The organism is Crocinitomicaceae bacterium (genome assembly GCA_016708105.1).
Lineage (GTDB): Bacteria > Bacteroidota > Bacteroidia > Flavobacteriales_D > Crocinitomicaceae > JADJGJ01.
On the sequence record JADJGJ010000001.1, the window covers coordinates 2,482,028 to 2,504,301 of the forward strand.

The following is a 22,274-nucleotide window of genomic DNA, read 5'->3' on the forward strand; positions in this document are numbered from 1 at the left end:
CTATGATTTTAGATAAAGATAAGGCATTAAAAATAGCTGATTTTTTATTACAGATAAAAGCAGTTCGTCTGCAACCAACAGAACCTTTCACCTGGGCAAGCGGATGGAAGTCTCCCATTTATTGTGATAACCGCAAAACGCTTTCATATCCTCGTATACGCACAGCAATTAGACAAACATTCAGTGAACAAATTGCTGAGGCTTTTGGTCCGGTTGAAGTGATTGCCGGCGTAGCCACAGGCGGTATTGCCATTGGCGCACTGGTAGCTGAAGAAATGGGATTACCTTTTGTCTATGTGCGGTCAGAATCAAAAGGGCATGGATTGGAGAATCAAATTGAAGGAGAAGTTCAACCCGGCCAACGCGTAGTGGTGGTTGAAGATTTAATCTCTACCGGAGGCAGCAGTCTCAAAGCTGTTGAAGCATTGCGCAAAGCAGGTTGTCAGGTAGTAGGTCTGGCAGCCATCTTCTCTTATGGATTTGAGAAAGCTCACCGCAGTTTCACTGAAGCAGAATGTCCTTTTTTCACCTTGTCAGATTATCATCATCTCATAGAGCAGGCCTTGACAACCAATTATATTTCTGATAAAGAAGTAGACTCGCTGCAAGCTTGGCGAGCAAACCCTGAAACCTGGAACCGCTGATGGCAACTACCATAGAAAGTGAGAAAGTAAAAATCAATAAAAATCCACAAGTGGTTTTTGACTATTTGTGTGATTTTAATAACGTGATTCATCTTTTGCCACAAGACAAAATTTCAGATTGGAAATCAACCACTGAAGAATGTTCATTTAAAATTCAGAACGCGGCCGTGATCCCGCTGGTAAAAAAAGATACGCATCCAATAACAAAAATTAATATTGTATCCGGTGACAAAGCCCCATTCCCTTTTACCTTGGTGGTACATATTAAACAGCAGGAAAGTGGCTGCGAATGTCATTTACATTTTTCCGGTGAAATCAATGCCTTTTTGAAAATGATGGTAATGAAACCACTCACCAATTTATTCAACTACATGGCACAACGCTTGCAAGAAATTCACACCTAATCTTCAGCGTGCATTAGGGCAATTTCTTTTAAGTCATAATGCACAATTTTTTCTTCAACGCGCACTTTTAATTTGCCGTATGGGTCAACACCGGTAATCACTCCCTTAAAAACACCGGCTTCATCACGGAATAATTTTTCCTCATTCAAACCGTACAATTGCTCATGATATTTTTTACTGATCAGTGCATAATTATGCGCCAATAGTAAATCAATCATAAAATCAAGAGCATCATAAATGCGTTCAAAAACTTCGTTTAGATCAATCTCTTTTCCTGTTTGCAATAAAACAGATGTTGGCGTTGGCTGCAATTGTTTGAATTCTGATTGATTGCAGTTGATGCCAATTCCTGCCACAGATGCTTGAATGATATTATTGCGCACTTGATTTTCAATGAGAATTCCGCCAATTTTTCTATTGGAACAAAAAATATCATTGGGCCATTTTATTTTTACGTCAGTTAAAAAAATTTGCAATGCATCACGCACGGCCAGAGATGTTGCCATGTTGAGAAAAAACATTTTTTCAGCAGCAATTCTCGGATAAATAATAATTGAAAAAGTTAAATTTTTACCTGCTTCGCTTATCCAGGTATTTCCACGTTGCCCCTTCCCTGCTGTTTGATTATCTGCAATGATCACCGTTCCCTGCGCAGGTTTTTGGCTATCCAGCAATTGCATAGCGGTTGCATTGGTACTTTGCAAACTTGGGTAGCGGTTAACTATGTGAGATAGCTGCTTGTAGTGCATATTTACCGGTTCAATTTCTTCAACACTGAAGCGCAAAGATAATTTTATTGGTGCTGATTAAATAACTTCCAATGGCTGCAAGCAGAACAAATGTGACACAGGATACTGCCAACTTAAACAAAAACCGTAGTTTTGCTCATATTTTTTTCATAATGCCAAAAGCACTTAAAATAAAAGACAAGGCTAATCGTCAACTAATAGAAACCATCATTGACGGATTGCAGGATGTAAAAGCAAAGGATGTTGTTGTATTAGACCTCACTTCACTGAAACACGCGGTAACAGATTATTTCATTATTGCAAGCGGTGATTCAAGCACACAGGTAGAAGGTATGGCAAGTTCTGTTGTTCGCAAGACAAGGAAAGAACTCAAAGAAAAACCCTGGCATGAAGAGGGGGTTGGCAATTCTGAGTGGATACTGCTGGATTACGTCAATGTTGTGGTACATATCTTTTTCAGAGAAACCAGAGAGTTTTATAATCTGGAAGATTTATGGGCAGATGCCAAACGAACAGAAATTGAAAACGTGCAATAGTACAAGCTTATGTCAGACGATTCGAATGCTAAAAAAAATGCGCCCCGCGGAGGCTTCAATGCTTACTGGATTTATGTAATCATCGCCGTATTACTAATCAGTTTTAATCTATTCCATTTTAACAGCCGTGATATTGAAATTCAAGAAAGTGATTTCTATACCCTGGCTGAGCGCGGATACATTGAAAAAATGACCGTGGTAAAAAATCAGGAAATTGCAGAGATTTATCTGAAACAAGAAAAGATTGATTCAGTAAAACTTTTGGATGAAAAATACAAAACACTAACAAAAAAAGATGGTTTGGGTGGGCGTTCAGCCGACTTGAAATTTGAAACAAAAGACTTAGAATCACTGAACCGTGATTTAGATGAATTAGAGAAACATTTGGCTGCCAAAGGACCCAATTACATGTTCAGTACCAAATATGAAAAACGCACTGATTGGTTTGGTGATATATTAAGCTGGTTGCTCTTTCCGGTTATCCTGATTATTTTCTGGATATTTTTGATGCGCCGCATGACCGGTGGTGGAGGACAAGGCGGGGCAGGTAATATTTTCTCTATTGGAAAATCACGTGCAAAGGTTTTTGAAAAAGGGAAAGGCACTAATACCACCTTCAAAGATGTTGCAGGCTTGCAAGGTGCAAAAGAAGAAATTGAGGAGATTGTAGATTTTTTAAAGAATCCGAAAAAGTATACCGAATTAGGGGCAAAAATTCCAAAGGGAGCATTGCTTGTAGGGCCTCCGGGCACGGGTAAAACCTTGCTGGCAAAGGCAGTTGCAGGTGAAGCTAAAGTACCGTTCTTTTCTCTTTCAGGATCTGATTTTGTTGAAATGTTTGTGGGTGTAGGTGCTTCACGGGTGCGTGATTTATTTAGACAAGCAAAAGAAAAAGCACCTTCCATTATTTTTATTGATGAGATTGACGCCATTGGTCGGGCACGTGGAAAAAACCTCAACATGGGGTCCAATGATGAGCGTGAAAACACCTTGAATCAATTGCTCACTGAAATGGATGGATTTGGCACCAACAGTGGAGTTATTATTCTTGCAGCAACTAACCGAGCTGATGTATTGGATTCTGCCTTGATGCGTGCAGGTCGTTTTGACCGACAGATTTATGTTGATATGCCTGACATGAACGAGCGCAAAGAAATTTTTATGGTCCACTTAAAACCACTCAAGTTAGAGAATGATTTGGACATTGATTTTCTTGCAAAACAAACTCCGGGGTTCTCAGGTGCTGATATAGCAAATATTTGTAATGAAGCCGCCTTGATTGCTGCGCGTAAAAAGAAAAAAGCAGTTTCAAAACAAGATTTTCTTGATGCAGTTGATCGCATTGTAGGTGGACTTGAAAAGAAAAATAAAATCATTACACCCGAAGAGAAAAAAACCATAGCATATCATGAAGCCGGTCATGCTACTACTTCATGGTTACTTGAACATGCCTCTCCACTTGTGAAGGTTACAATAGTTCCACGCGGGCGCTCGTTAGGTGCTGCATGGTACTTACCTGAAGAACGGCAAATCACTACAACAGAGCAGTTACTTGATGAAATGTGTTATGCACTGGGCGGACGAGCTGCTGAAGAAATTATTTTTGGCAAAATTTCAACGGGCGCATTAAGTGATCTTGAAAAAGTCACCAAGCAAGCATACGCAATGGTATCCATTTACGGCTTGAGTGATAAACTTGGTAATATCAGTTATTATGATCCGCAGGGACAATCTGCTTTCATGCGGCCATACTCTGAAGAGCGCGCCCAATTGATTGATAAAGAAGTGTCGCAAATGATTGAAGAGCAATATCAACGCGCTAAAAAGATTCTGCTTGAGAACAAAGACAAACTATCTGCCTTGGCTGAAAAATTACTTGAACAAGAAGTTATTTTTAAAGATGATTTGATTGCAATTTTCGGTAAAAGGATGTGGGAAAAAGAAGAGGCCAGACCGGCTGATACTATTCACCCGTCTGATGAACAAAAGGACAATGCTGCAGGTGAAAATGCTGCAGATACTAGTACTGAAACAAAACCTCTTCCGCATTAATTCGCATGAGTTTTGCAAAAGGTCAGACATGCATTTATTCAACCAATTCAGAGCATGATGCACTGATCAAACAGCATCGGCTCATTGAAGCGGGACTTGACGTTGTTCTATTGAATAAAAAAGATTCAAGCTACGGAACATTTGGTCAAATTGAATTGTATGTTCCGGTTTTACAAGTTGAAAAAGCAAAATTAATTCTGAGCAAACTGAATGAGTAATTTTTTGCAACGAGCTATAACAGGTACCCTGTTTGTTATTGTTCTCATTGGAGCAATATTACTTGGCGGTTGGTATATGCATGGGCTCTTCGGCTTGATTGTTGTGCTTGGCTTGTGGGAATTTTTTTCTCTCTTCAAAGCAACAGACATTAAACCGCAAAAAATATTAGGTACATTCATTGGTACAGCAATTTATTTTTTGGTATTGCTCTCATGGTATTTTGGTGAAATCATGATGGTTCCGCTAATCGGTTTATTGTTCTTATTTTTTATGGTTACAGCCATCTCAGAATTGTTCAGAAAAACTACCCGACCATTTGAAAACGTAAGCATCACATTAGTGGCTACACTTTACATCGTGCTTCCTTTTGTGTTGCTTAATGTATACAGTTTTGAACATGTTTTGGAAGTAGAAACACTCATTTGGCCACCATTGAGCATTTTTATTTTAATCTGGTGCAATGATACGTTCGCTTATCTCACAGGAAGATTGCTAGGCAAACACAAATTATTTGAACGTATCTCACCTAAAAAAACCTGGGAAGGATTTATTGGTGGCGTCGCATTTGCCGTGCTGGCAGGTATTCTTCTGGCTTATTTTCTTGAATGGTCATATAGCAAAATGATCACCTACGGAATTGTGGTTGGCGTAATTGGCACCGCAGGAGATTTGGTTGAGTCCATGTTGAAAAGAAATGTTGGAGTAAAAGATTCAGGAACCATTTTACCCGGTCACGGGGGTATTTTAGACAGGTTTGATGCGGTGCTTTTTGTTGTGCCTGTTATCTTTTTTTTAGAGAAGTTTATTTTTGTAATTCATTGATTAATCTACCATGAAAATTCACAAAGAGGGTTATGTTATAATACTTGTTACTACACTGATTTGTGGCGGTATTTTTATTGTCAATCATTTTTTGCTGCGCGATATTCAAATTCTGTACTGGCTGATTAATCTTTTTTTATTGGTGATGTACTATCTGGTAGTTCAGTTTTTCAGAGTGCCGCACCGAAATGCACCTCAAGGAGAAAATATTATCATTTGCCCTGCTGATGGAAAAGTTGTTGTCATTGAAGAAACTGAAGAGACAGAATATTTTAAAGATAAACGTATACAAATTTCCATATTCATGTCGCCTATGAATGTGCATGCAAACTGGAATCCAATTCACGGGATTACACAATATGTAAAATATCATCCCGGAAAATATCTTGTGGCATGGCATCCAAAATCATCTATTGAAAATGAACGTACAACCGTGGTGGTAAAACACGCTAATGGATCAGAAGTTTTATTCAGACAAATTGCCGGTGCGGTTGCGCGTCGCATTGTCTGTTATGCAAAAGAAAATGAAAAAGTAACCGCCGGAACAGAATTTGGTTTTATCAAATTTGGATCTCGCATCGATGTTTTTGTTCCGCTTGGAACTCCACTCAATATTAAAATTGGAGATGTGGTGCAAGGCAAAACAACCATAATTGGTCAATTGCCATAAATCGTTTAATTTAATTTTTAGCAAAATTTTAACAGCAAGCTTCACATGAAGTCAGTATTTTTACATCACATTAAAACGATGTTATTATGAAAAAAATCTTTTTAGCCGCTGCATTATTGGCTTTCACAGGAGTTTCAATGAACTCATTTGCACAAGATGGTAAAAAAACAAATACCACTACAACTAAAAAAACTGACAAAAAGAAATCATCTTCTTGTTGCTCAGGTCACGGAACTACCACTTCATGTGACAAAAAGAAAACTGAAACAAAATAATTGAATTTCTTTCCGTTGAAAAACTACCTTCAGATTTGGAGGTAGTTTTTTTTTCTCTGAATCGTCCAAATGGGTTTCTTGAACTCTCTTTTCAAGAGAACCAAATTGTAAAAAATCAAACACCACCTCAATTCACCTCCTTTCATCACACTATTCATCCATTCATAAGGATATTAACCGATTGTGAAAGGAATTGATGAAAATCATTGATGCTTAAGCAATTCCGCTTGGCAACTTTTCCTATTTTTGATCGTCTTAAAAACCATTCTGGTCTTTTTTTTTGACAGATTGATCGATCAGAATTCAATAATTAATAATGAGTTACTTGAGCAACATGGCTGTCATTAATTTACTAGACAAGCGATGCGCCAATGAAGCTGTTTAATGTATTACTATGAAAAAATTATTTCTCATTCTGCCTTTTATTGTGTTTGCCAATATGATGCATGCACAAGAACAAGCTAATCCTGCACCGGTTTTATCAAAAGCATTTGAAAAACCAGATCCCTATGCAGAAATAACTCGGTTAGATGGGAAACGCAACAATCTTGTCATTCGTTTACAAGAACTAAAAGCAGATCCAAATTCAGATCCTGCTGAAATTGCGCGAGTTGAAGGACTCATCAAATACATTGACGGTAAACTAGAGACCTTGCATAATTATGTTGAATCAGTTGAATATGCTGATGAGCAAGGCAAACCTGAACAAGGTAATTTGACTGATGAGGAGTATAAAGTGAAGCTGGAAGAGTGGAAAAAAGAGCAAGTAGAAAAACAAGAAACTGGAGCAGATCCGGTGAAGACAACCCTTACAAGAGAAGAGTTCAATCGTCTGCCTAAAGAGCGGCAAGATATTATTCTTTCCATGCCAGAACGATATACCATTGTAGACTAATTTAATCTGAACAGAACCATGAAAAAAACAGCAATCATACTACTGGCCGGATTAACCAATCTTGTAAGCTGGTCACAATGCGCATTCAACAACTCATTCTATATTGACGCTACACCACCAGCTTGTCCCGGCACTATGAACATAGGCTGCATGATGCCCGGTGATTATGTAACCGTAAGCGTAGTTGCAGGAAATGACTACACATTCACCACCTGTGGAGGAACATTATTTACAGATACTGAATTAACACTATACAATGCAGCCGGTACAACCGTACTTGGATATAACGATGATGATTGTGGAACACAGTCTACCATTACATGGAATGCAACCTATACTGGTGTTGTGAATTTACTTCTTGACGAATATCCATGCTCATCCTCCGGTTCTTGCGTTGATGTAGAAATTACTTGTACACCACCCATTCAATCAGGCAATGGATGTAATACGGATATTACCATTTGCACCCCCGGTATTGCAGGGCCATTTGGATTCAACACGCCGGGTGCTCCGGTAAGTTCATGTCTTGACTTTTTTGGTCCTGATTACGCATATATTGTTTTATACATTACACAGAGTGGTCCGCTTGAATTATTGATTGATGGTGATGCTGCTACCGGCTTTCTTGATGTTGCCATTTTTGATGTACCACCTTCAACTGACCCTTGCGTTGCCATTGATAACGTTGGTAATGAAATTGGTTGTAACTATGCTGATTTTTCTAATGGTTGTAATCAGTTTGGTACCGCATTTCCTTGTACATCATCAGTACCTTCGCCTAACGTAGTTGCAGGTGATGTTTTAATGATTGTAGTAGAAAACTGGAGCGGCGCTTCAACATCATTCACTATGGATCTAGCAAACCCACCTGCTGCGCAAACAGGGCCTCCTGATCCTACCATAAACCCAGTCGGCGTTATGTGTACAACTGATCCTGCTTTTCAGGTTACTGCTGTGAATATGGGTGGCGATTGGACCGGCCCGGGAATTTCCATTGATGGAATTTTTAATCCGGCTGCCGCGGGAGTTGGAACACATACTATCAATTACTCTATTGGACAACCTCCGTGTCAAGCAGTATCTTCAACAACTATTCAAGTAATTGACTGCAGTGCTCCATGCAGCATAGACAACTTCACTGCCAACGTGGGTGCATGCGTTGTTGGCCCAAACACTTACACAACAACCGGTCAAGTATTCTTCACTAATCCTCCGGCAGGTGGACAATTGATTGTTGAAGATTGCAATGGAGTGCAACATGTTTTTAATGCACCTTTTTTATCACCTGCCAATTACACGCTCTCTAATCAAACAGCAAATGGCGCAGCGTGTGATGTCACCGTCTATTTCACGGCAGACCCTGCATGTACACAAACCATCAACTACACAGCACCTGTTTGTTTGTGCAATATTGACAACTTTACTGCTAACATTGGAGCTTGCTTATCTAACAATACTTTTGAAATTACTGGAACAGTAACCTATTCGTCTCCACCAGCCGGTGGTACTTTGGTTGTTGAAGTTGACAATGGAACTTCAACTTACACTACTACTATTCCTGCCCCTTTCACAAGTCCTGATAACTACACTATCGCCGGTATTCCGGCAGATGGATCAGCATTTACGATCACAACTTTTTTCAGTAATGATCCATCATGCAGCAGCTCCATCAATTCAACTGCTCCCCCATCATGTGCATGCGGAGTAGATATAGGAACATTCACTACAACCATTACCGGATCAAGTACCAATAATTATGTTCTGTGTTATGGTGATGAAATTGATATCACATCCAATAATGATTATACTCCACCGGCAGAACAATTTGCACCTCCCGGACCACCTTATGATCCAGGTGTTTCTTGGTTAATTTATTCTTGCCCGCCAACCGTTGCGCTGGTACCTGACCCAATTGACAATGTACCGGACGATCCTTGCTTTTTAGGATTAGTAAGTGATTTTGATTTGTACGATTTGAATGATATGGGAATGATTAATGCATTTCCTCCCGGAACATTCACTGACAATATTATTTATTATGTTCCTATCACCATGTATTCCATATCTAGTGGAACATACAGTTACGTAAATACCACCATGCCATGTTATGAATTAGGAGCACCGTATGCAGTTCAATACTTACCTGAATTCAATTTCAACATCACAGAAGATTGTAATACCGGCAATGCGACAATCACAGTTTCCGGCGGACTTCCTGAAGTGGATGGATCCAATTTTACGGCAAGCAATTTATTGCCGGGCACCGCAAGTTTTGCTAATACCACAACTCCAAATAACGGAACATTTGTGATCAACAACCTCAATGGAGGAGATAATTGGTCGTTCACAGTTACAGATGGAAATGGATGTCCATATACCATTTCAGGTGGACCATTTCCTCCACTTCAAGATCCGTCATTCACTTATCCATCTGCATCATATTGTACTGCGGAAGGTCCATCAAACCCACTAATTACAGGAGTGCCAGGCGGAACCTTTTCATCATCACCGGCGGGATTAACCATTAACGCAGGAACAGGACAAATTACACCAGCAACTTCAACACCGGGTACCTATACAATCACTTATACTACACCTGGACCTTGTGCAGACAATACCACTTTTGTTGTGAATATAGCTTCAACTCCAAGTGTGAATCCTGTTTCCAATCAAACCGTTTGTCAAAATGATGCATTCACGGCTATTACATTTACTGGCAGCGCAGGTTCAGTATTCAATTGGGCAAACTCAAATACCAGCATTGGTCTTGGCGCTTCAGGTATCGGCAATATTGCTGCATTTAATAGTACAGGTACAACAGTTGGTGGTGCAGCCATTTCAGGAACCATCACAGTAACACCAACAGCAGGTTCATGTGTTGGAACGCCTATCAATTTTACTTTAACGGTGAACCCACTACCAAATATCAATGCCGGACCTGATCAAACAATTTGTGACGGAGATCCGGTTACACTTTCAGGTTCAGGTGCAGGTGTAGGTGGAAATTATGCATGGGATAACGGGGTGACCAATGGCGTAGCCTTCAATCCATCTTCCACATTAACTTATACAGTGATAGGAACGGATGTAAATTTATGTGAAAATACGGATCAAGTCGTTGTCACGGTAAATCCACTTCCAATAATTAATGCGGGCGTTGATATGAATATTTGCGCCGGTGAATTAGTAACACTTACCGGTACAGGTGGAACATCATACAGCTGGGATAATGGAGTAACTAACGGAGTTCCTTTTACTCCTGCGGGAACAACAACTTATACTGTAACCGGTACAGATGCTAACCTTTGTCAAAATACAGATCAGGTTACGGTAACTGTGAACCCAATTCCACTAGTGAACGCAGGTCCTGATCAAACCATTTGTCTTGGTGATCCAGTCACGTTGAGCGGGTCAGGAGCAGGTGTTGGTGGAGTATATGCATGGGATAATGGAGTTGTTGACGGGGTATCTTTTAACCCTGCTGCAACAACAACATATACTGTGACGGGCACTGACGCAAATTTGTGCACAGCTACTGATCAGGTTACGGTTACAGTAAATCCATTAGATGATCCTGCTTTTGTCTATCCAAGTGGTTTAACATATTGTCAGACTTCAACTGATCCAACTCCAAACGTTACCGGATTAGCGGGAGGTACCTTTTCATACTCGGTAGTTTCCGGTGGTCCATTCCTTGATATTAACACCACAACCGGTTTTATTGATTTGAGCACGAGTGATCTTGGAACTTTTGCTATTACCTATAATACTACAGGTGCACCCGGTTCTTTGTGTCCTCAGACTTCAACATTGAATCTTACCATCACTGATGCGCCAGTTGCAGATTTTACATTAGATGTTTATTGTGCCAACGATATAGATCCTTCACCAACATTTATTAACGGAGGCAGTGGTGGAATATTCTCAGCATCTCCGGGAGGATTATCAATCAACCCCGCAACCGGTCTTGTTGATTTGAGTGCAACTACACCTGGTACGTATACCGTGACAAACACAATTAATATTGCAGGCTGTGCACTTGCAACGTATGATGACGATATCACCGTAAACGGATTACCAAACGCAAATATCACAGGTAACGCCACAATATGTCCCGGCGCTGCATTGCCTGATGTTACAATCAATCTAACAGCAGGTGTTGCTAACTGGGATCTAACTTATAATTTTAATGGCGCTCCGGTAAACGTTACCGCTACTTCAAGTCCATACACCATTTCAAGTGCTGCTGTTGGAACCTATTCATTAGTATCAGTCACTGATGGAAACGGATGCACCAATACCGCATCGGGAAGTGTAACTATTGGTACCTATCCGGTTCCCGTAATGAATTCACTGAATGATCAGGAAATTTGTGAAGGATTAAATCTTGCTGTACAAAGCTTTGGTGCTGACATTGCAGGGTCAACATTTGATTGGGTAAATGTTACTGGAACAGACGTTGGATTTGGATTGAGCGGAACAGGAAATATTCCAAACTTCTTGGCAACAAACGGAACCGGTTCAGACATTTCTGTCACCATTTCTGTTACACCAACATCACCAAATGGATGCGTTGGATTACCTGAAACTTTTGTGATTACCATTCACGCAAATCCTATCGTATCATTCATGGCAGATACGTTGACCGGCTGCTCACCATTTGCAGTTAATTTCACGAATACATCTAGTATACTTGGTCAAAACTGCACCTGGGATTTAGGTAATGGAATTACTGCTGCCGGTTGCGGCGGAGCATCTGTTGTATATAATTCCGGCACTTATTCTGTCACGTTAAATGTTACTACTGCAGATGGATGTTTTGGATCATTCACCGAAACAAATTACATCACCGTGTATGACACGCCGGAAGCGGCTTTCACGTTCTCTCCTCAAATTTTAGATATTGGTGATACTGAGGTAGAATTCACAAATTTATCAAGTAATGCAGATTTGTATGAATGGGATTTTGGTGATACAACACCGGCGGTTTTTATATTAAATCCAACACACATTTATCCTGAAGTTCCAAACTCATATCTTGCAACATTGATTGCATCTAATAATAATGGATTGTGCGCAGATACAGCTCAACAGCTTATCATCATACAAGATGTAATTATTTTCTACGTACCCAATGTGTTCACGCCAGATCATGATGAATTCAATGAAGTTTTCAAACCTATTTTCACATCAGGTTATGATCCGTTTGATTATCACTTAACCATTTTCAACCGTTGGGGAGAAATTGTGTTTGAATCATACGATGCACAGTATGGTTGGGACGGCACATATTCTGACCAGGGTTTAGTACAAGACGGAGTTTATGTTTGGCAGATTGAGTTCAAAGAAACCATGTCAGACAGGCGGCATACTCACCGAGGACACGTTACTGTTTTGAAATAAATTAAGCATTTAGTTTTTTCAAAAACGCACGATCAAAAAATGGTCGTGCGTTTTTTTTTAACATGATATGTTCAAACTGTTGGAAGCCTCATGAATACTGTAAGTACAACGTGATGTCATAAGTAAAAAAACACAGCTATTCAGATTCAGTTAATCACCTAAAGCAACCCGAACCACAAAATTTCGTTAACTTGGTGAAGTTCAGACAGGGTATCTAAACGTATCAGGCGAACAATAAATTCCTTTTTAAAAGAATAACAAGAACGAAATTTGAAATAAAATTCTGTGAGTTATCATGAGAAGGAGAAATGAAAAAAACCGATCCAATGAAAAAATTAGTCTTTAGCTTACTTGGAATTTTGGTGCTAAGTGCATCATACGGACAAACTTCACCAAACGACTGCGGCAATTATACAACAACCGGTAGTGTATTGATTTCAGGGTATACAGATCCTGATCCAGGTTGTGGAGCCAATGTTCCGGGAACACTTGGTGCAGGACCTGCATACTGGGATGGAGCATCCTGCGGTGGACAATTGATTTCAACAGTTGTTGGAGCACCCGTAACATGTCTATCACTTGCCTATACAGCAGTTAACACCGATGACTATGCAACCATCACAACTAATACCGGAGGAGTACTTACCATTACCGGTGTTAATTGCGGTGTAAGCGGAACAGTTATTGGACCGTACAATTGCGGTACAGGTTGGTATGGTACATGTGGAATTACGGTTTGTTCTACTATTCCATTCACACAAGTAATTCTTACAAACACCGGATGTAGTTCAGGTTGGGTTATAGACTGCGGTTCACCAACAACGTGTTCTATCACCAACCTTACCGCTACTGTTGGAGCATGCGTTGCGGGTTTAAACACTTATACAACTACCGGTCAGGTTACTTTTTCTGGTGCACCCGTATCAGGACAACTTATCGTTGAAGATTGTAATGGAGTTCAACAAGTATTTAATGCACCATTCACCTCACCCATCAACTATACCTTAACCGGACAAAATGCAAACGGTGCAGCCTGTGATATCACGGCCTATTTTACTGCTGATCCTTCATGCACTCAAACAATAAATTATACCGCACCCATTTGCGTGTGCAACATTGATAACTTCACCGCAAATCTTGGTGCATGTGAACCGGACAATACGTTTGATGTTACCGGAACAGTGACATACACATCGCCTCCGGCAGGTGGAAATTTAGTAGTGCAAGTAGATAACGGTGGAACACTTTACACAACGGTGATTCCTCCTCCATTCACAAGTCCTGACAACTATACCATCAATGGAATTCCTTCCAACGGAAATCCAATTACAATTACCACCTTCTTTTCATCAAATCCGGCGTGTACCAGTACAATTAATTCAACTGCTCCACCTTCATGTGCTTGCAACGTTGACATAGGAACTTTTACGGCAAATATTACCGGTTCAAGTACGAACAATTATGTTTTGTGTTATGGAGATCAGATTGACATCAACTCAAACAATGATTATGATGCACCGGATGAAATGTTTGCCCCCCCGGGACCACCTTATGACCCTGGCGTTTCATGGTTAATTTATTCTTGTCCACCAACCGTTGCACTTGTACCTGATCTTGTAAATAATGTACCTGATGATCCATGTTTTTTAGGATTGGTGAGTGATTTTAATTTATCAGATTTGAATGATATGGGCATGATTAATTCATTCCCTGCCGGAACATTTACAAACAATACAATTTATTACGTACCTATCACCATGTACAGCATGAGCAACGGTACATACAGTTATGTAAATACCAGCATGCCATGTTATGAATTAGGTGCGCCGTATGCAGTACAATATCTTCCAGAATTCACTTATACAATAACTGAAGATTGCGCAACAACATCAGCTACTGTAACCTTAAACGGAGGCTTACCTGCGGTGAATGGTTCAAATTTTACGGTAAGTAATTTACTTCCATTAACTGCATCCTTTTCAAACACCACTGCACCGGATGGGGGTACTATCACAATCACAGGATTAAATTTCAATGATAATTATTCATTCACCGTGAATGACGGAAACGGATGTCCTTACACTGTAACAGGCGGACCATTTTTTGCAGCACCACCAATCAACGCAGGCGCTGATCAAACTGTTTGCGCAGGCACCAGTGTAACATTGAACGCAACCGGTGCAGGAGTTGGAGGAACTTATGTTTGGGACAACGGAGTAACAAATGGAGTTGCATTTACGCCAGCTTCAACACTCACCTATACCGTTACCGGAACAGATATAAACGGCTGCAGTGGAACTGACCAAGTTGTAGTTACAGTAAACCCTTTACCAAACGTTGGCGCAGGACCTGACCAAGCAGTTTGCGCCGGAGATCCTGTGACATTGAACGGAACAGGTGCTGTAACTTATAACTGGGATAACGGCGCAGTAAACGGAGTATCTTTTGTACCTGCGGCTACAACCACTTATACCGTAACAGGTATTGATGCCAACAACTGTCAGAATACTGATCAGGCAGTTGTAACTGTGTTCCCTTTACCGACTGTCAATGCAGGAGCAGATCAAACCATTTGCACCGGTGACCCTGTCACGCTGAATGGAAGCGGTGCCGGAGTTGGCGGAGTTTACAGTTGGGACAATGGAGTAACAGATGGCGTACCTTTCAATCCAACCTCCACAACTACCTATACAGTTACCGGGACAGATGCAAACCTTTGCGTAAATAGTGATCAAGTAATTGTTACAGTTAATCCATTAGATGATCCATCTTATGTTTACCCAATGGGACTTACGTATTGTCAAACAGGTACTGATCCAACCGCCAGCGTTACAGGTATGGCGGGCGGAACTTTTTCTTACACCGTTATCAGCGGAGGACCTACGTTAAATTTGAATACAAGCACAGGAGGAATTACCTTGCTAACAAGTGATTTAGGAACCTATGCGATCACATATAATACGGCAGGTGCACCCGGTTCATTGTGTCCACAAACAAGCACCTTGAATTTAACTATCACAGATAACCCCATCGCAGATTTCACTTTTGCAACCTATTGTGCAAACGCCATTGATCCATCACCAACATTTGTTGGCGGAGGTACGGGCGGAGTATTTACATCAGCCCCGGTTGGGTTAAGTATCAATGCGGGAACAGGCGTAGTTGATGTGAGTGCAAGTACTCCGGGCACATATACCGTAACCAACACCGTGAATGTTACAGGATGTGCATTGGCAACATACAATGATGACATCACGATTTTTGAATTGCCAACAGCGAGTATTTCAGGAACAACTTCGATTTGTCCGGGAGCTGCATTGCCAGATATCACGATGAATTTAAATTCAGGAATTGCCAACTGGGATATCACGTATAATTACAATGGTAATCCAACTACAGTTACAGCAACAACTACACCGTACATTATATCAGGTGCTGCAGTTGGATCTTATGATTTGGTTAGCGTTACTGATGGAAACGGATGTACAAATCTGGTAACAGGTAATGCTACAATTTCTAATTATCCGGTGCCGGTGATGAACACATTAGTAGATCAAGAAATTTGTGATGGAGTTAATTTGAGTGTACAAGGATTTGGTGCAGACATTGCTGGTTCAACATTCAACTGGACAAACGTAACAGGCATTGATGTTGGATTTGGATTAAGCGGAAGTGGAAATATTCCAATTTTCCTTGCACAAAATTCTTCCGGCGCTGATATTGATGTGACCGTTTCAGTTACACCAACATCTCCAAACGGATGCGTGGGTAATCCGGCAACATTTGTCATTAGCATTCATCCAAATCCTATCGTTTCATTTTATGCAGATTCACTTTCAGGATGTTCACCTTTCACCACTAATTTCATCAACACTACCAATATACCCGGACAAAACTGTGTATGGGATTTTGGTAACGGACTTGGTGCTTATGGCTGCGGAACGGTTACATCCATTTTCCCGGCAGGAGTATTTGATGTAACGCTAGAGGTTACCACTGCAGACGGATGCTATGGCACAGCAACTATCAGTGATTATATCACCGTTTATGAACAAGCAGAAGCAGCATTTACCTTTGCGCCGCAAATCATAGATATTGATGATACAGATGTAGAATTCATCAACATGTCAGACAACGCAGATGGGTATATGTGGGATTTTGGTGATACCACACCGGCGGTTTATTTAATTAATCCTACTCATATTTATCCGGTTGCACCTAATCAATATTTGGTAACATTAGTTGCTTACAATGGTGGTATGTGTCCTGATACTGCACAACAATTAGTCATCATTCAGGATGTAATTATTTTCTACGTACCAAACGTATTCACGCCTGATCATGATGATTTCAATGAAGTGTTTAAACCCGTATTCACATCAGGTTATGATCCGTTTGATTATCACTTAACCATCTTCAATCGTTGGGGTGAAATTGTTTTTGAATCATACAATGCTGAGTATGGATGGGATGGAACTTATTCTGACCAAGGATTAGTACAAGACGGAGTATATATTTGGCAAATTGAATTCAAAGAAAATATGTCAGACAAACGACACACACACAGAGGACATGTCACGGTATTGAAATAATAATCTGGTCACTGACTTTATTTGTGTACTTTGATAAAGTGGCGGAACGCCGAGCCGCATCTGATGATGTAGGAGCCGGGTTCAAGATCATGAATCGAAAAGGTGAATTCTAAATTTGAATCCGGTTCAATACTGATTGACAGGACTAACTTTCCGTCTGCAGAAAAAATGGTCATTTCTTGTACAGTGGTTAGTTCATTCAAACGAACGGTGAGAAAGGTATTACACGGATTCGGAAAAAGAATAAAATCTACTACTTTTTCATTTTCAATACTGAGATCATTAATAACTGCATTGTCAATATCAAAAGTTTCCGCGTTGATAATGTAACGTGAAGTGACACTGCTACCATCAAATTTTGAAACAATACCGACAAGCGAAATCTGGTTTTCATCAAATTCCGCAGGGATGATGTACGTGTAGTGATATTGGTACGAATTACCTGCGCTGACTGAAGTTGGTATGATGCCGGGTGTTCCCCAAGCACCGCCCAAATAGGCACGGGCTACAAATCTGTGCGTATAGTTGATAATTGGGTTACCTGCCGCGTAGTAAGGGTGACCAACCGTACCGTTATCATAATTTACCTGATTATATCCAAATCCACTACCATTGACACTGTCTTCAACAACGATGCAATTCAATCGCATGGCACCCGATTCGTTTCCTGTGAAATCCACTTTGACAATTACATCCAATTGTCTGGTTGATGGCTGATACCACACTGAATCAAAACTAACTGTTGCCGAACTGACACCAGACAAAACAGCATCAACTTCAGTTTCCCAATTTTCTCTGGTAATTGCGGCGTCAAGCCTATTCATGGTTGCTCTTGGATAGCCACTCGTGTAGAAATTCTGCAAAATCACACCATCAGTTATCTGTAAATCATCATCATAGTGAACAGCTACCGGAATTGCGTTTGGATAAGTCTGCAAAATATCTTCCAGGATGACTGAAGCATCAGGTTCCCAGCCAACCCACGCACCCGTGAATCTTTCTATCACGCATTTCTGATCTGAAGTTTGGGCATACGACTGAACATAGCAGATGCTAAATGCCACCAAGAGATAAAGTTTATTTTTCATTATAACCACTTAAAATTATTGCTTCGTCATTACGTTATTCAAACCATGATTGAATAAAAATTTTGATCATTTAGAAAGCACCCTCTATAGCCATTTCACGAGCATTATAGTATGCAGTAAGCTGACTAAAAAGTATTTGCAAATTACTAAACTTCATACGCCAAAGTGTTTTTTCACAAAAGCTACTTGTTGTTTGTCTGTCAATTTATCTGAATTTTTTGTTTCAAATTTGATACCGTTAAAATTTTTCTTTTCTCTTATAGTATGAAGAAATTCAATTTTAGCATCTGTGGGACCAAAGAGCAAAACATCACTAAACTCTTTGAGTTCAGATGCAATCATTTCAAAATATTTTTTTTGGTGAGCTTGCTCTTTTTTCATGAGTTGATCAGCCGGTTTAATTGTGCTGCGATTGGGAGATTCATCCATCACTTCTCTATGGATAACAAAATCTTTCAATTCACTTTTTTCAAAGCTGATGAAATGGGCATGGGAATGATCCATATAAATCCCTATTTTTTTTTCAGTTTTCATACCGTTCAATATTATAATTGCCTTGGTAAGATTCGTAAAATATTATCATGATAACTATGCTAAATCGCATTCATAGGCTTGACAGAAGTCATGCTCAATCCATATAAGTTGGCAGCTATAACCTGCTTAATGGATTGAGACCAGGCCAAGAGGAAATCGTTATAAACAGGCATCGTTAATTAAACCCCATGCAAAATCAGCAACAACTTGCTCAATATTTTTACCTTTACCTTATGATAATCCGAAGTAAAGCACCCTTCAGACTCGGTCTTGCAGGAGGAGGTACAGATGTCAGCCCATACTCTGACTTGTACGGCGGCGCCATTTTGAATATCACGGTCAATCTATATGCCCGCACTACAATTATTCCGCGCAATGATGGAAAAATTATTATTCACTCTGTTGATAAAGGAAAAACTTTTGAATTTGATGCTGCACAAGTCTTACCGCTAAATGGTGAAGTTGATTTACAATTAGGTGTGTACAACAGGGTGATACGTGATTTTGTTCAAAAGCCTTTATCATTTGACATGACCACTTCCATGGATGTTCCATCAGGAAGCGGGCTAGGAACCTCATCAACACTCGCAGTGTCAATTCTGGGTGCTTTTGTTGAATGGTTGGAATTGCCACTTGGTGAATATGACATTGCACATCTTGCTTACGAAATAGAGCGGAATGATTTGAAAATGGCCGGTGGAAAACAAGATCAATATGCTGCAACGTTTGGCGGAGTAAATTTCATGGAATTTCTGAAAGAAGATAAGGTCATTGTAAATCCGCTGCGCACGAAAAAAAGCTTTCTGAACGAAATCAATTTTAATCTCATTTTATATTATACCAATACAAACCGAGAATCAGCCAAAATTATTGAGAAACAGATTGAAAATGTAAAGGCATCTACGTCAAAACCCATATCTGCTATGCATCAACTCAAAGAGCAGGCCTTTGGAATGAAAGAAGCATTTTTAAGAAGTGATGTCAATGCAATTGGAAAGTTGTTGCATGAAAGTTGGTTGAATAAAAAAGAGATGGCTGACGGAATATCCAATTCAAGCATTGATGAAATTTATCAAACGGCATTAAATGCCGGTGCAACCGGAGGAAAAATTTCTGGCGCAGGCGGTGGCGGTTTCATGATGTTTTTTGCTGAAAGTACAAATCGTTATCAGGTAACAAAAGCATTGGAGCAACTTGGAGGAAAAGTGGTGAATTATGAATTTACACAAAAAGGACTAGATTCATGGACAATCCGGTAAAAGAAGCAATTGTTTTAGCCGGAGGTCTTGGAACCAGGCTGCGTGACGCCATTGGCGAATTTCCAAAATGTATGGCACCAGTGAATGGAAAACCATTTTTAGATTACGTGCTTGACTACTTGCAAAAACAAAAAATTCAGCGCGTCATTCTTTCTGTTGGATACAAACACGAATTGATTTGTGAAAAATACGGCAATCAATTTGGATCACTTGAATTGGTTTACGCCATTGAAAAAGAACCCATGGGCACCGGTGGAGCAATAAAACTGGCGCTTGAAAAAGCTCAATCTGAAATTTTATTTGTACTCAACGGAGATACTTATTTTGATATTGACTTGCAGGATTTACAAAAGTTTCATTTTGAAAAAAATGCGAATTGCACTATTGCTCTTAAAAAATTATTTAAGGTTGACCGTTATGGCATGGTTGATTTGAATGACGAAGGAAAAATAACCGCATTCAGAGAAAAAGAATACCGTGAAGAAACAATTATTAACGGAGGAATCTATTGTATCAATAAAGGAATACTGATACACTACCCTGTTAACACGCCTTTTTCATTTGAAAAAAATTATCTTGAAAATAATCCCAAGGCAAAAAAAATATCGGGTAAATTATTTGACAATTATTTTATAGACATTGGAATACCTGAAGATTACAGGCAGTTTGAAGCAGACATGTCAAATAGAAATGTATGACGCGGCTCAACTTGCATTCCGAAAAAATAAATGCTCAATGAAAATAAGCGAACTTGGCATAGACAAAACCTGGACACTTTTCCTTGACCGCGATGGTGTTATTAATCATCAACTACCCAACAATTACGTAAAAACACTCGAAGAATTTAAACTAGTAGAAGGCGTGCCTGAAGCTGTTGCCCATTTCAGTTCAATGTTTGGCAAAATATTTATAGTAACCAATCAACAAGGAATTAACCGTGGCATTATGACGGTTGAGCAACTGCAAATTTTACATGATTATCTGACAGATATAATTAAAATGAATGGGGGGCGAATTGATAAAATCTATTTTGCACCCCAATTGGCAACAGAGAGTGGATATTATCGTAAACCGGGCATTGGCATGGGTTTACATGCCAAAAGAGATTACCCTGAAATTGAATTTGAAAAATCACTCATGATTGGCGATTCAGAGACCGATATAGAATTTGGCACAAAACTGGGAATGAAAACCGTAATGTTGACAAAGGGGCGTAACATTTCGTCAAAAGCTGATTATATTTTTGAAAATTTGCGAGACGTCTCCAATGCATTTAATGAGAATTTATGAAGCTACTTTTTAATTATCCGAAATCAGGCAGAAGTATAAGACACATACTTTTCATGTTTACTATGCTCATTGTTGCACCGGTATTTTCACAAGTGAATCAAGTAGATGCCAATGGGCTGAAACAAGGTGAATGGCGCAAGATGACAGACGATGGTACTGCACTGAAATATATCGGCCAATTTAAAGATGATAAACCTTACGGAAAATTTGTTTACTACTACCCTACCGGTGAAGTGCAAGCAGTGATTGAATTTTCTTCAGATGGTTCAGTCGGATATAGTAAAATGTATCACGAGTCAGGTTACATGATGGCACGTGGAAAATACCTTGACAACCTCAAAGACAGCACCTGGATTTATTTTGACGACCGCGGAATTGTGAGTTATCAGGAAGACTATAATAACGGAAAACTGGATGGTACCAAAATCATTTATTACGAACCGGTAAATGGACAATATCTGGTTGCACGATATTACACTTACCGTGAAGGATTATTACATGGTGAATTCAAAACATATCACCCTAATACCAATCTTGAAAGTGAGGGATCATACGACAATGACCATCTTAACGGTACGGTAAAGCGTTATCACAACAACGGAAAACTCATGCAAATTGAGCGATATAACTATGGAGTTAAACAAGGATATTGGATATTTTATGATGAAGAAGGAAAACAAGTAGGTTACAAGTTATATTGGGAAGGCGTTGAACTGAAAGGTGCAGCATTGGCTAAAAAAGAAGAAGAATTGAGACAGCAGAAAGAGAATTCCGGGAATTAGAGGTTGAGATATTTTTGCTTTTGCTGCAGATATTACATTGGTTTACTTGACGAAATTGCA

The 22,274-nt window shown here is 39.8% G+C and carries 18 protein-coding genes; 15 read left to right on the plus strand and 3 right to left on the minus strand.

Annotation, left to right across the window (positions count from 1 at the left end; translation table 11 throughout):
• Nucleotides 1–2: 2 nt before the first annotated feature.
• Nucleotides 3–644 (plus strand): orotate phosphoribosyltransferase, encoded by a 642-nt coding sequence (locus IPH66_10910; GenBank protein MBK7129859.1) that lies wholly within the window; start codon nucleotides 3–5, stop codon nucleotides 642–644.
• Nucleotides 644–1,048 (plus strand): hypothetical protein, encoded by a 405-nt coding sequence (locus IPH66_10915; GenBank protein ID MBK7129860.1) that lies wholly within the window; start codon nucleotides 644–646, stop codon nucleotides 1,046–1,048. The genes IPH66_10910 and IPH66_10915 overlap by 1 nt, the downstream gene beginning before the upstream one ends.
• On the opposite strand, the gene IPH66_10920 is transcribed toward IPH66_10915, so the two are convergent.
• The gene (locus tag IPH66_10920) at nucleotides 1,045–1,833 is read right to left on the minus strand and encodes a biotin--[acetyl-CoA-carboxylase] ligase (GenBank protein MBK7129861.1); all 789 of its coding nucleotides are present in this window, start codon (nucleotides 1,831–1,833) and stop codon (nucleotides 1,045–1,047) included. The genes IPH66_10915 and IPH66_10920 overlap by 4 nt on opposite strands.
• Before the next feature lie 116 nt (nucleotides 1,834–1,949).
• On the opposite strand from IPH66_10920, the gene rsfS reads away from it, so the two are divergent.
• The 9 genes from rsfS (at nucleotide 1,950) to IPH66_10965 (ending at nucleotide 17,261) form a co-directional block, all read left to right on the plus strand.
• The gene (gene rsfS, locus IPH66_10925) at nucleotides 1,950–2,333 is read left to right on the plus strand and encodes a ribosome silencing factor (protein MBK7129862.1); all 384 of its coding nucleotides are present in this window, start codon (nucleotides 1,950–1,952) and stop codon (nucleotides 2,331–2,333) included.
• 9 nt (nucleotides 2,334–2,342) lie between these two features.
• Nucleotides 2,343–4,385 carry an ATP-dependent zinc metalloprotease FtsH gene (gene ftsH / locus IPH66_10930; protein ID MBK7129863.1) on the plus strand — a complete coding sequence of 681 codons (2,043 nt, stop codon included), beginning with the start codon at nucleotides 2,343–2,345 and terminating at the stop codon, nucleotides 4,383–4,385.
• A 5-nt stretch (nucleotides 4,386–4,390) separates the two neighbouring features.
• Entirely contained in the window at nucleotides 4,391–4,603 is a 213-nt protein-coding gene (locus IPH66_10935) for a hypothetical protein (protein MBK7129864.1), read from the plus strand.
• Nucleotides 4,596–5,426, plus strand: a complete 831-nt coding sequence (locus IPH66_10940; GenBank protein MBK7129865.1) for a phosphatidate cytidylyltransferase — start codon at nucleotides 4,596–4,598, stop codon at nucleotides 5,424–5,426. The genes IPH66_10935 and IPH66_10940 overlap by 8 nt, the downstream gene beginning before the upstream one ends.
• A gap of 10 nt (nucleotides 5,427–5,436) precedes the next feature.
• Nucleotides 5,437–6,096: a phosphatidylserine decarboxylase family protein gene (locus IPH66_10945; GenBank protein ID MBK7129866.1), complete on the plus strand. Its 660-nt coding sequence runs from the start codon at nucleotides 5,437–5,439 to the stop codon at nucleotides 6,094–6,096.
• Nucleotides 6,097–6,182: 86 nt separating this feature from the next.
• Nucleotides 6,183–6,371 carry a hypothetical protein gene (locus IPH66_10950; protein MBK7129867.1) on the plus strand — a complete coding sequence of 63 codons (189 nt, stop codon included), beginning with the start codon at nucleotides 6,183–6,185 and terminating at the stop codon, nucleotides 6,369–6,371.
• Between the two features lie 394 nt (nucleotides 6,372–6,765).
• Nucleotides 6,766–7,266 carry a hypothetical protein gene (locus IPH66_10955; protein MBK7129868.1) on the plus strand — a complete coding sequence of 167 codons (501 nt, stop codon included), beginning with the start codon at nucleotides 6,766–6,768 and terminating at the stop codon, nucleotides 7,264–7,266.
• Between the two features lie 18 nt (nucleotides 7,267–7,284).
• Entirely contained in the window at nucleotides 7,285–12,669 is a 5,385-nt protein-coding gene (locus IPH66_10960; protein MBK7129869.1) for a gliding motility-associated C-terminal domain-containing protein, read from the plus strand.
• Nucleotides 12,670–12,995: 326 nt separating this feature from the next.
• Nucleotides 12,996–17,261: a gliding motility-associated C-terminal domain-containing protein gene (locus IPH66_10965; protein ID MBK7129870.1), complete on the plus strand. Its 4,266-nt coding sequence runs from the start codon at nucleotides 12,996–12,998 to the stop codon at nucleotides 17,259–17,261.
• A 17-nt stretch (nucleotides 17,262–17,278) separates the two neighbouring features.
• Here IPH66_10965 and IPH66_10970 read toward each other — a convergent pair whose 3' ends face one another.
• Both IPH66_10970 and IPH66_10975 read right to left on the minus strand, forming a co-directional pair.
• Nucleotides 17,279–18,349, minus strand: a complete 1,071-nt coding sequence (locus IPH66_10970) for an Omp28-related outer membrane protein (protein ID MBK7129871.1) — start codon at nucleotides 18,347–18,349, stop codon at nucleotides 17,279–17,281.
• 153 nt (nucleotides 18,350–18,502) lie between these two features.
• Nucleotides 18,503–18,883 carry a hypothetical protein gene (locus tag IPH66_10975; GenBank protein ID MBK7129872.1) on the minus strand — a complete coding sequence of 127 codons (381 nt, stop codon included), beginning with the start codon at nucleotides 18,881–18,883 and terminating at the stop codon, nucleotides 18,503–18,505.
• A gap of 233 nt (nucleotides 18,884–19,116) precedes the next feature.
• Here IPH66_10975 and IPH66_10980 point away from each other — a divergent pair, with 233 nt between their 5' ends.
• The 4 genes from IPH66_10980 to IPH66_10995 are packed head-to-tail and all read left to right on the plus strand — an operon-like array spanning nucleotide 19,117 to nucleotide 22,214.
• Nucleotides 19,117–20,142: a dehydrogenase gene (locus IPH66_10980; protein MBK7129873.1), complete on the plus strand. Its 1,026-nt coding sequence runs from the start codon at nucleotides 19,117–19,119 to the stop codon at nucleotides 20,140–20,142.
• The gene (locus IPH66_10985; protein ID MBK7129874.1) at nucleotides 20,127–20,840 is read left to right on the plus strand and encodes a nucleotidyltransferase family protein; all 714 of its coding nucleotides are present in this window, start codon (nucleotides 20,127–20,129) and stop codon (nucleotides 20,838–20,840) included. The genes IPH66_10980 and IPH66_10985 overlap by 16 nt, the downstream gene beginning before the upstream one ends.
• Before the next feature lie 37 nt (nucleotides 20,841–20,877).
• Nucleotides 20,878–21,432 (plus strand): HAD-IIIA family hydrolase, encoded by a 555-nt coding sequence (locus IPH66_10990; protein ID MBK7129875.1) that lies wholly within the window; start codon nucleotides 20,878–20,880, stop codon nucleotides 21,430–21,432.
• Nucleotides 21,429–22,214: a toxin-antitoxin system YwqK family antitoxin gene (locus IPH66_10995; GenBank protein ID MBK7129876.1), complete on the plus strand. Its 786-nt coding sequence runs from the start codon at nucleotides 21,429–21,431 to the stop codon at nucleotides 22,212–22,214. The genes IPH66_10990 and IPH66_10995 overlap by 4 nt, the downstream gene beginning before the upstream one ends.
• The last annotated feature ends 60 nt before the right edge of the window (nucleotides 22,215–22,274 follow it).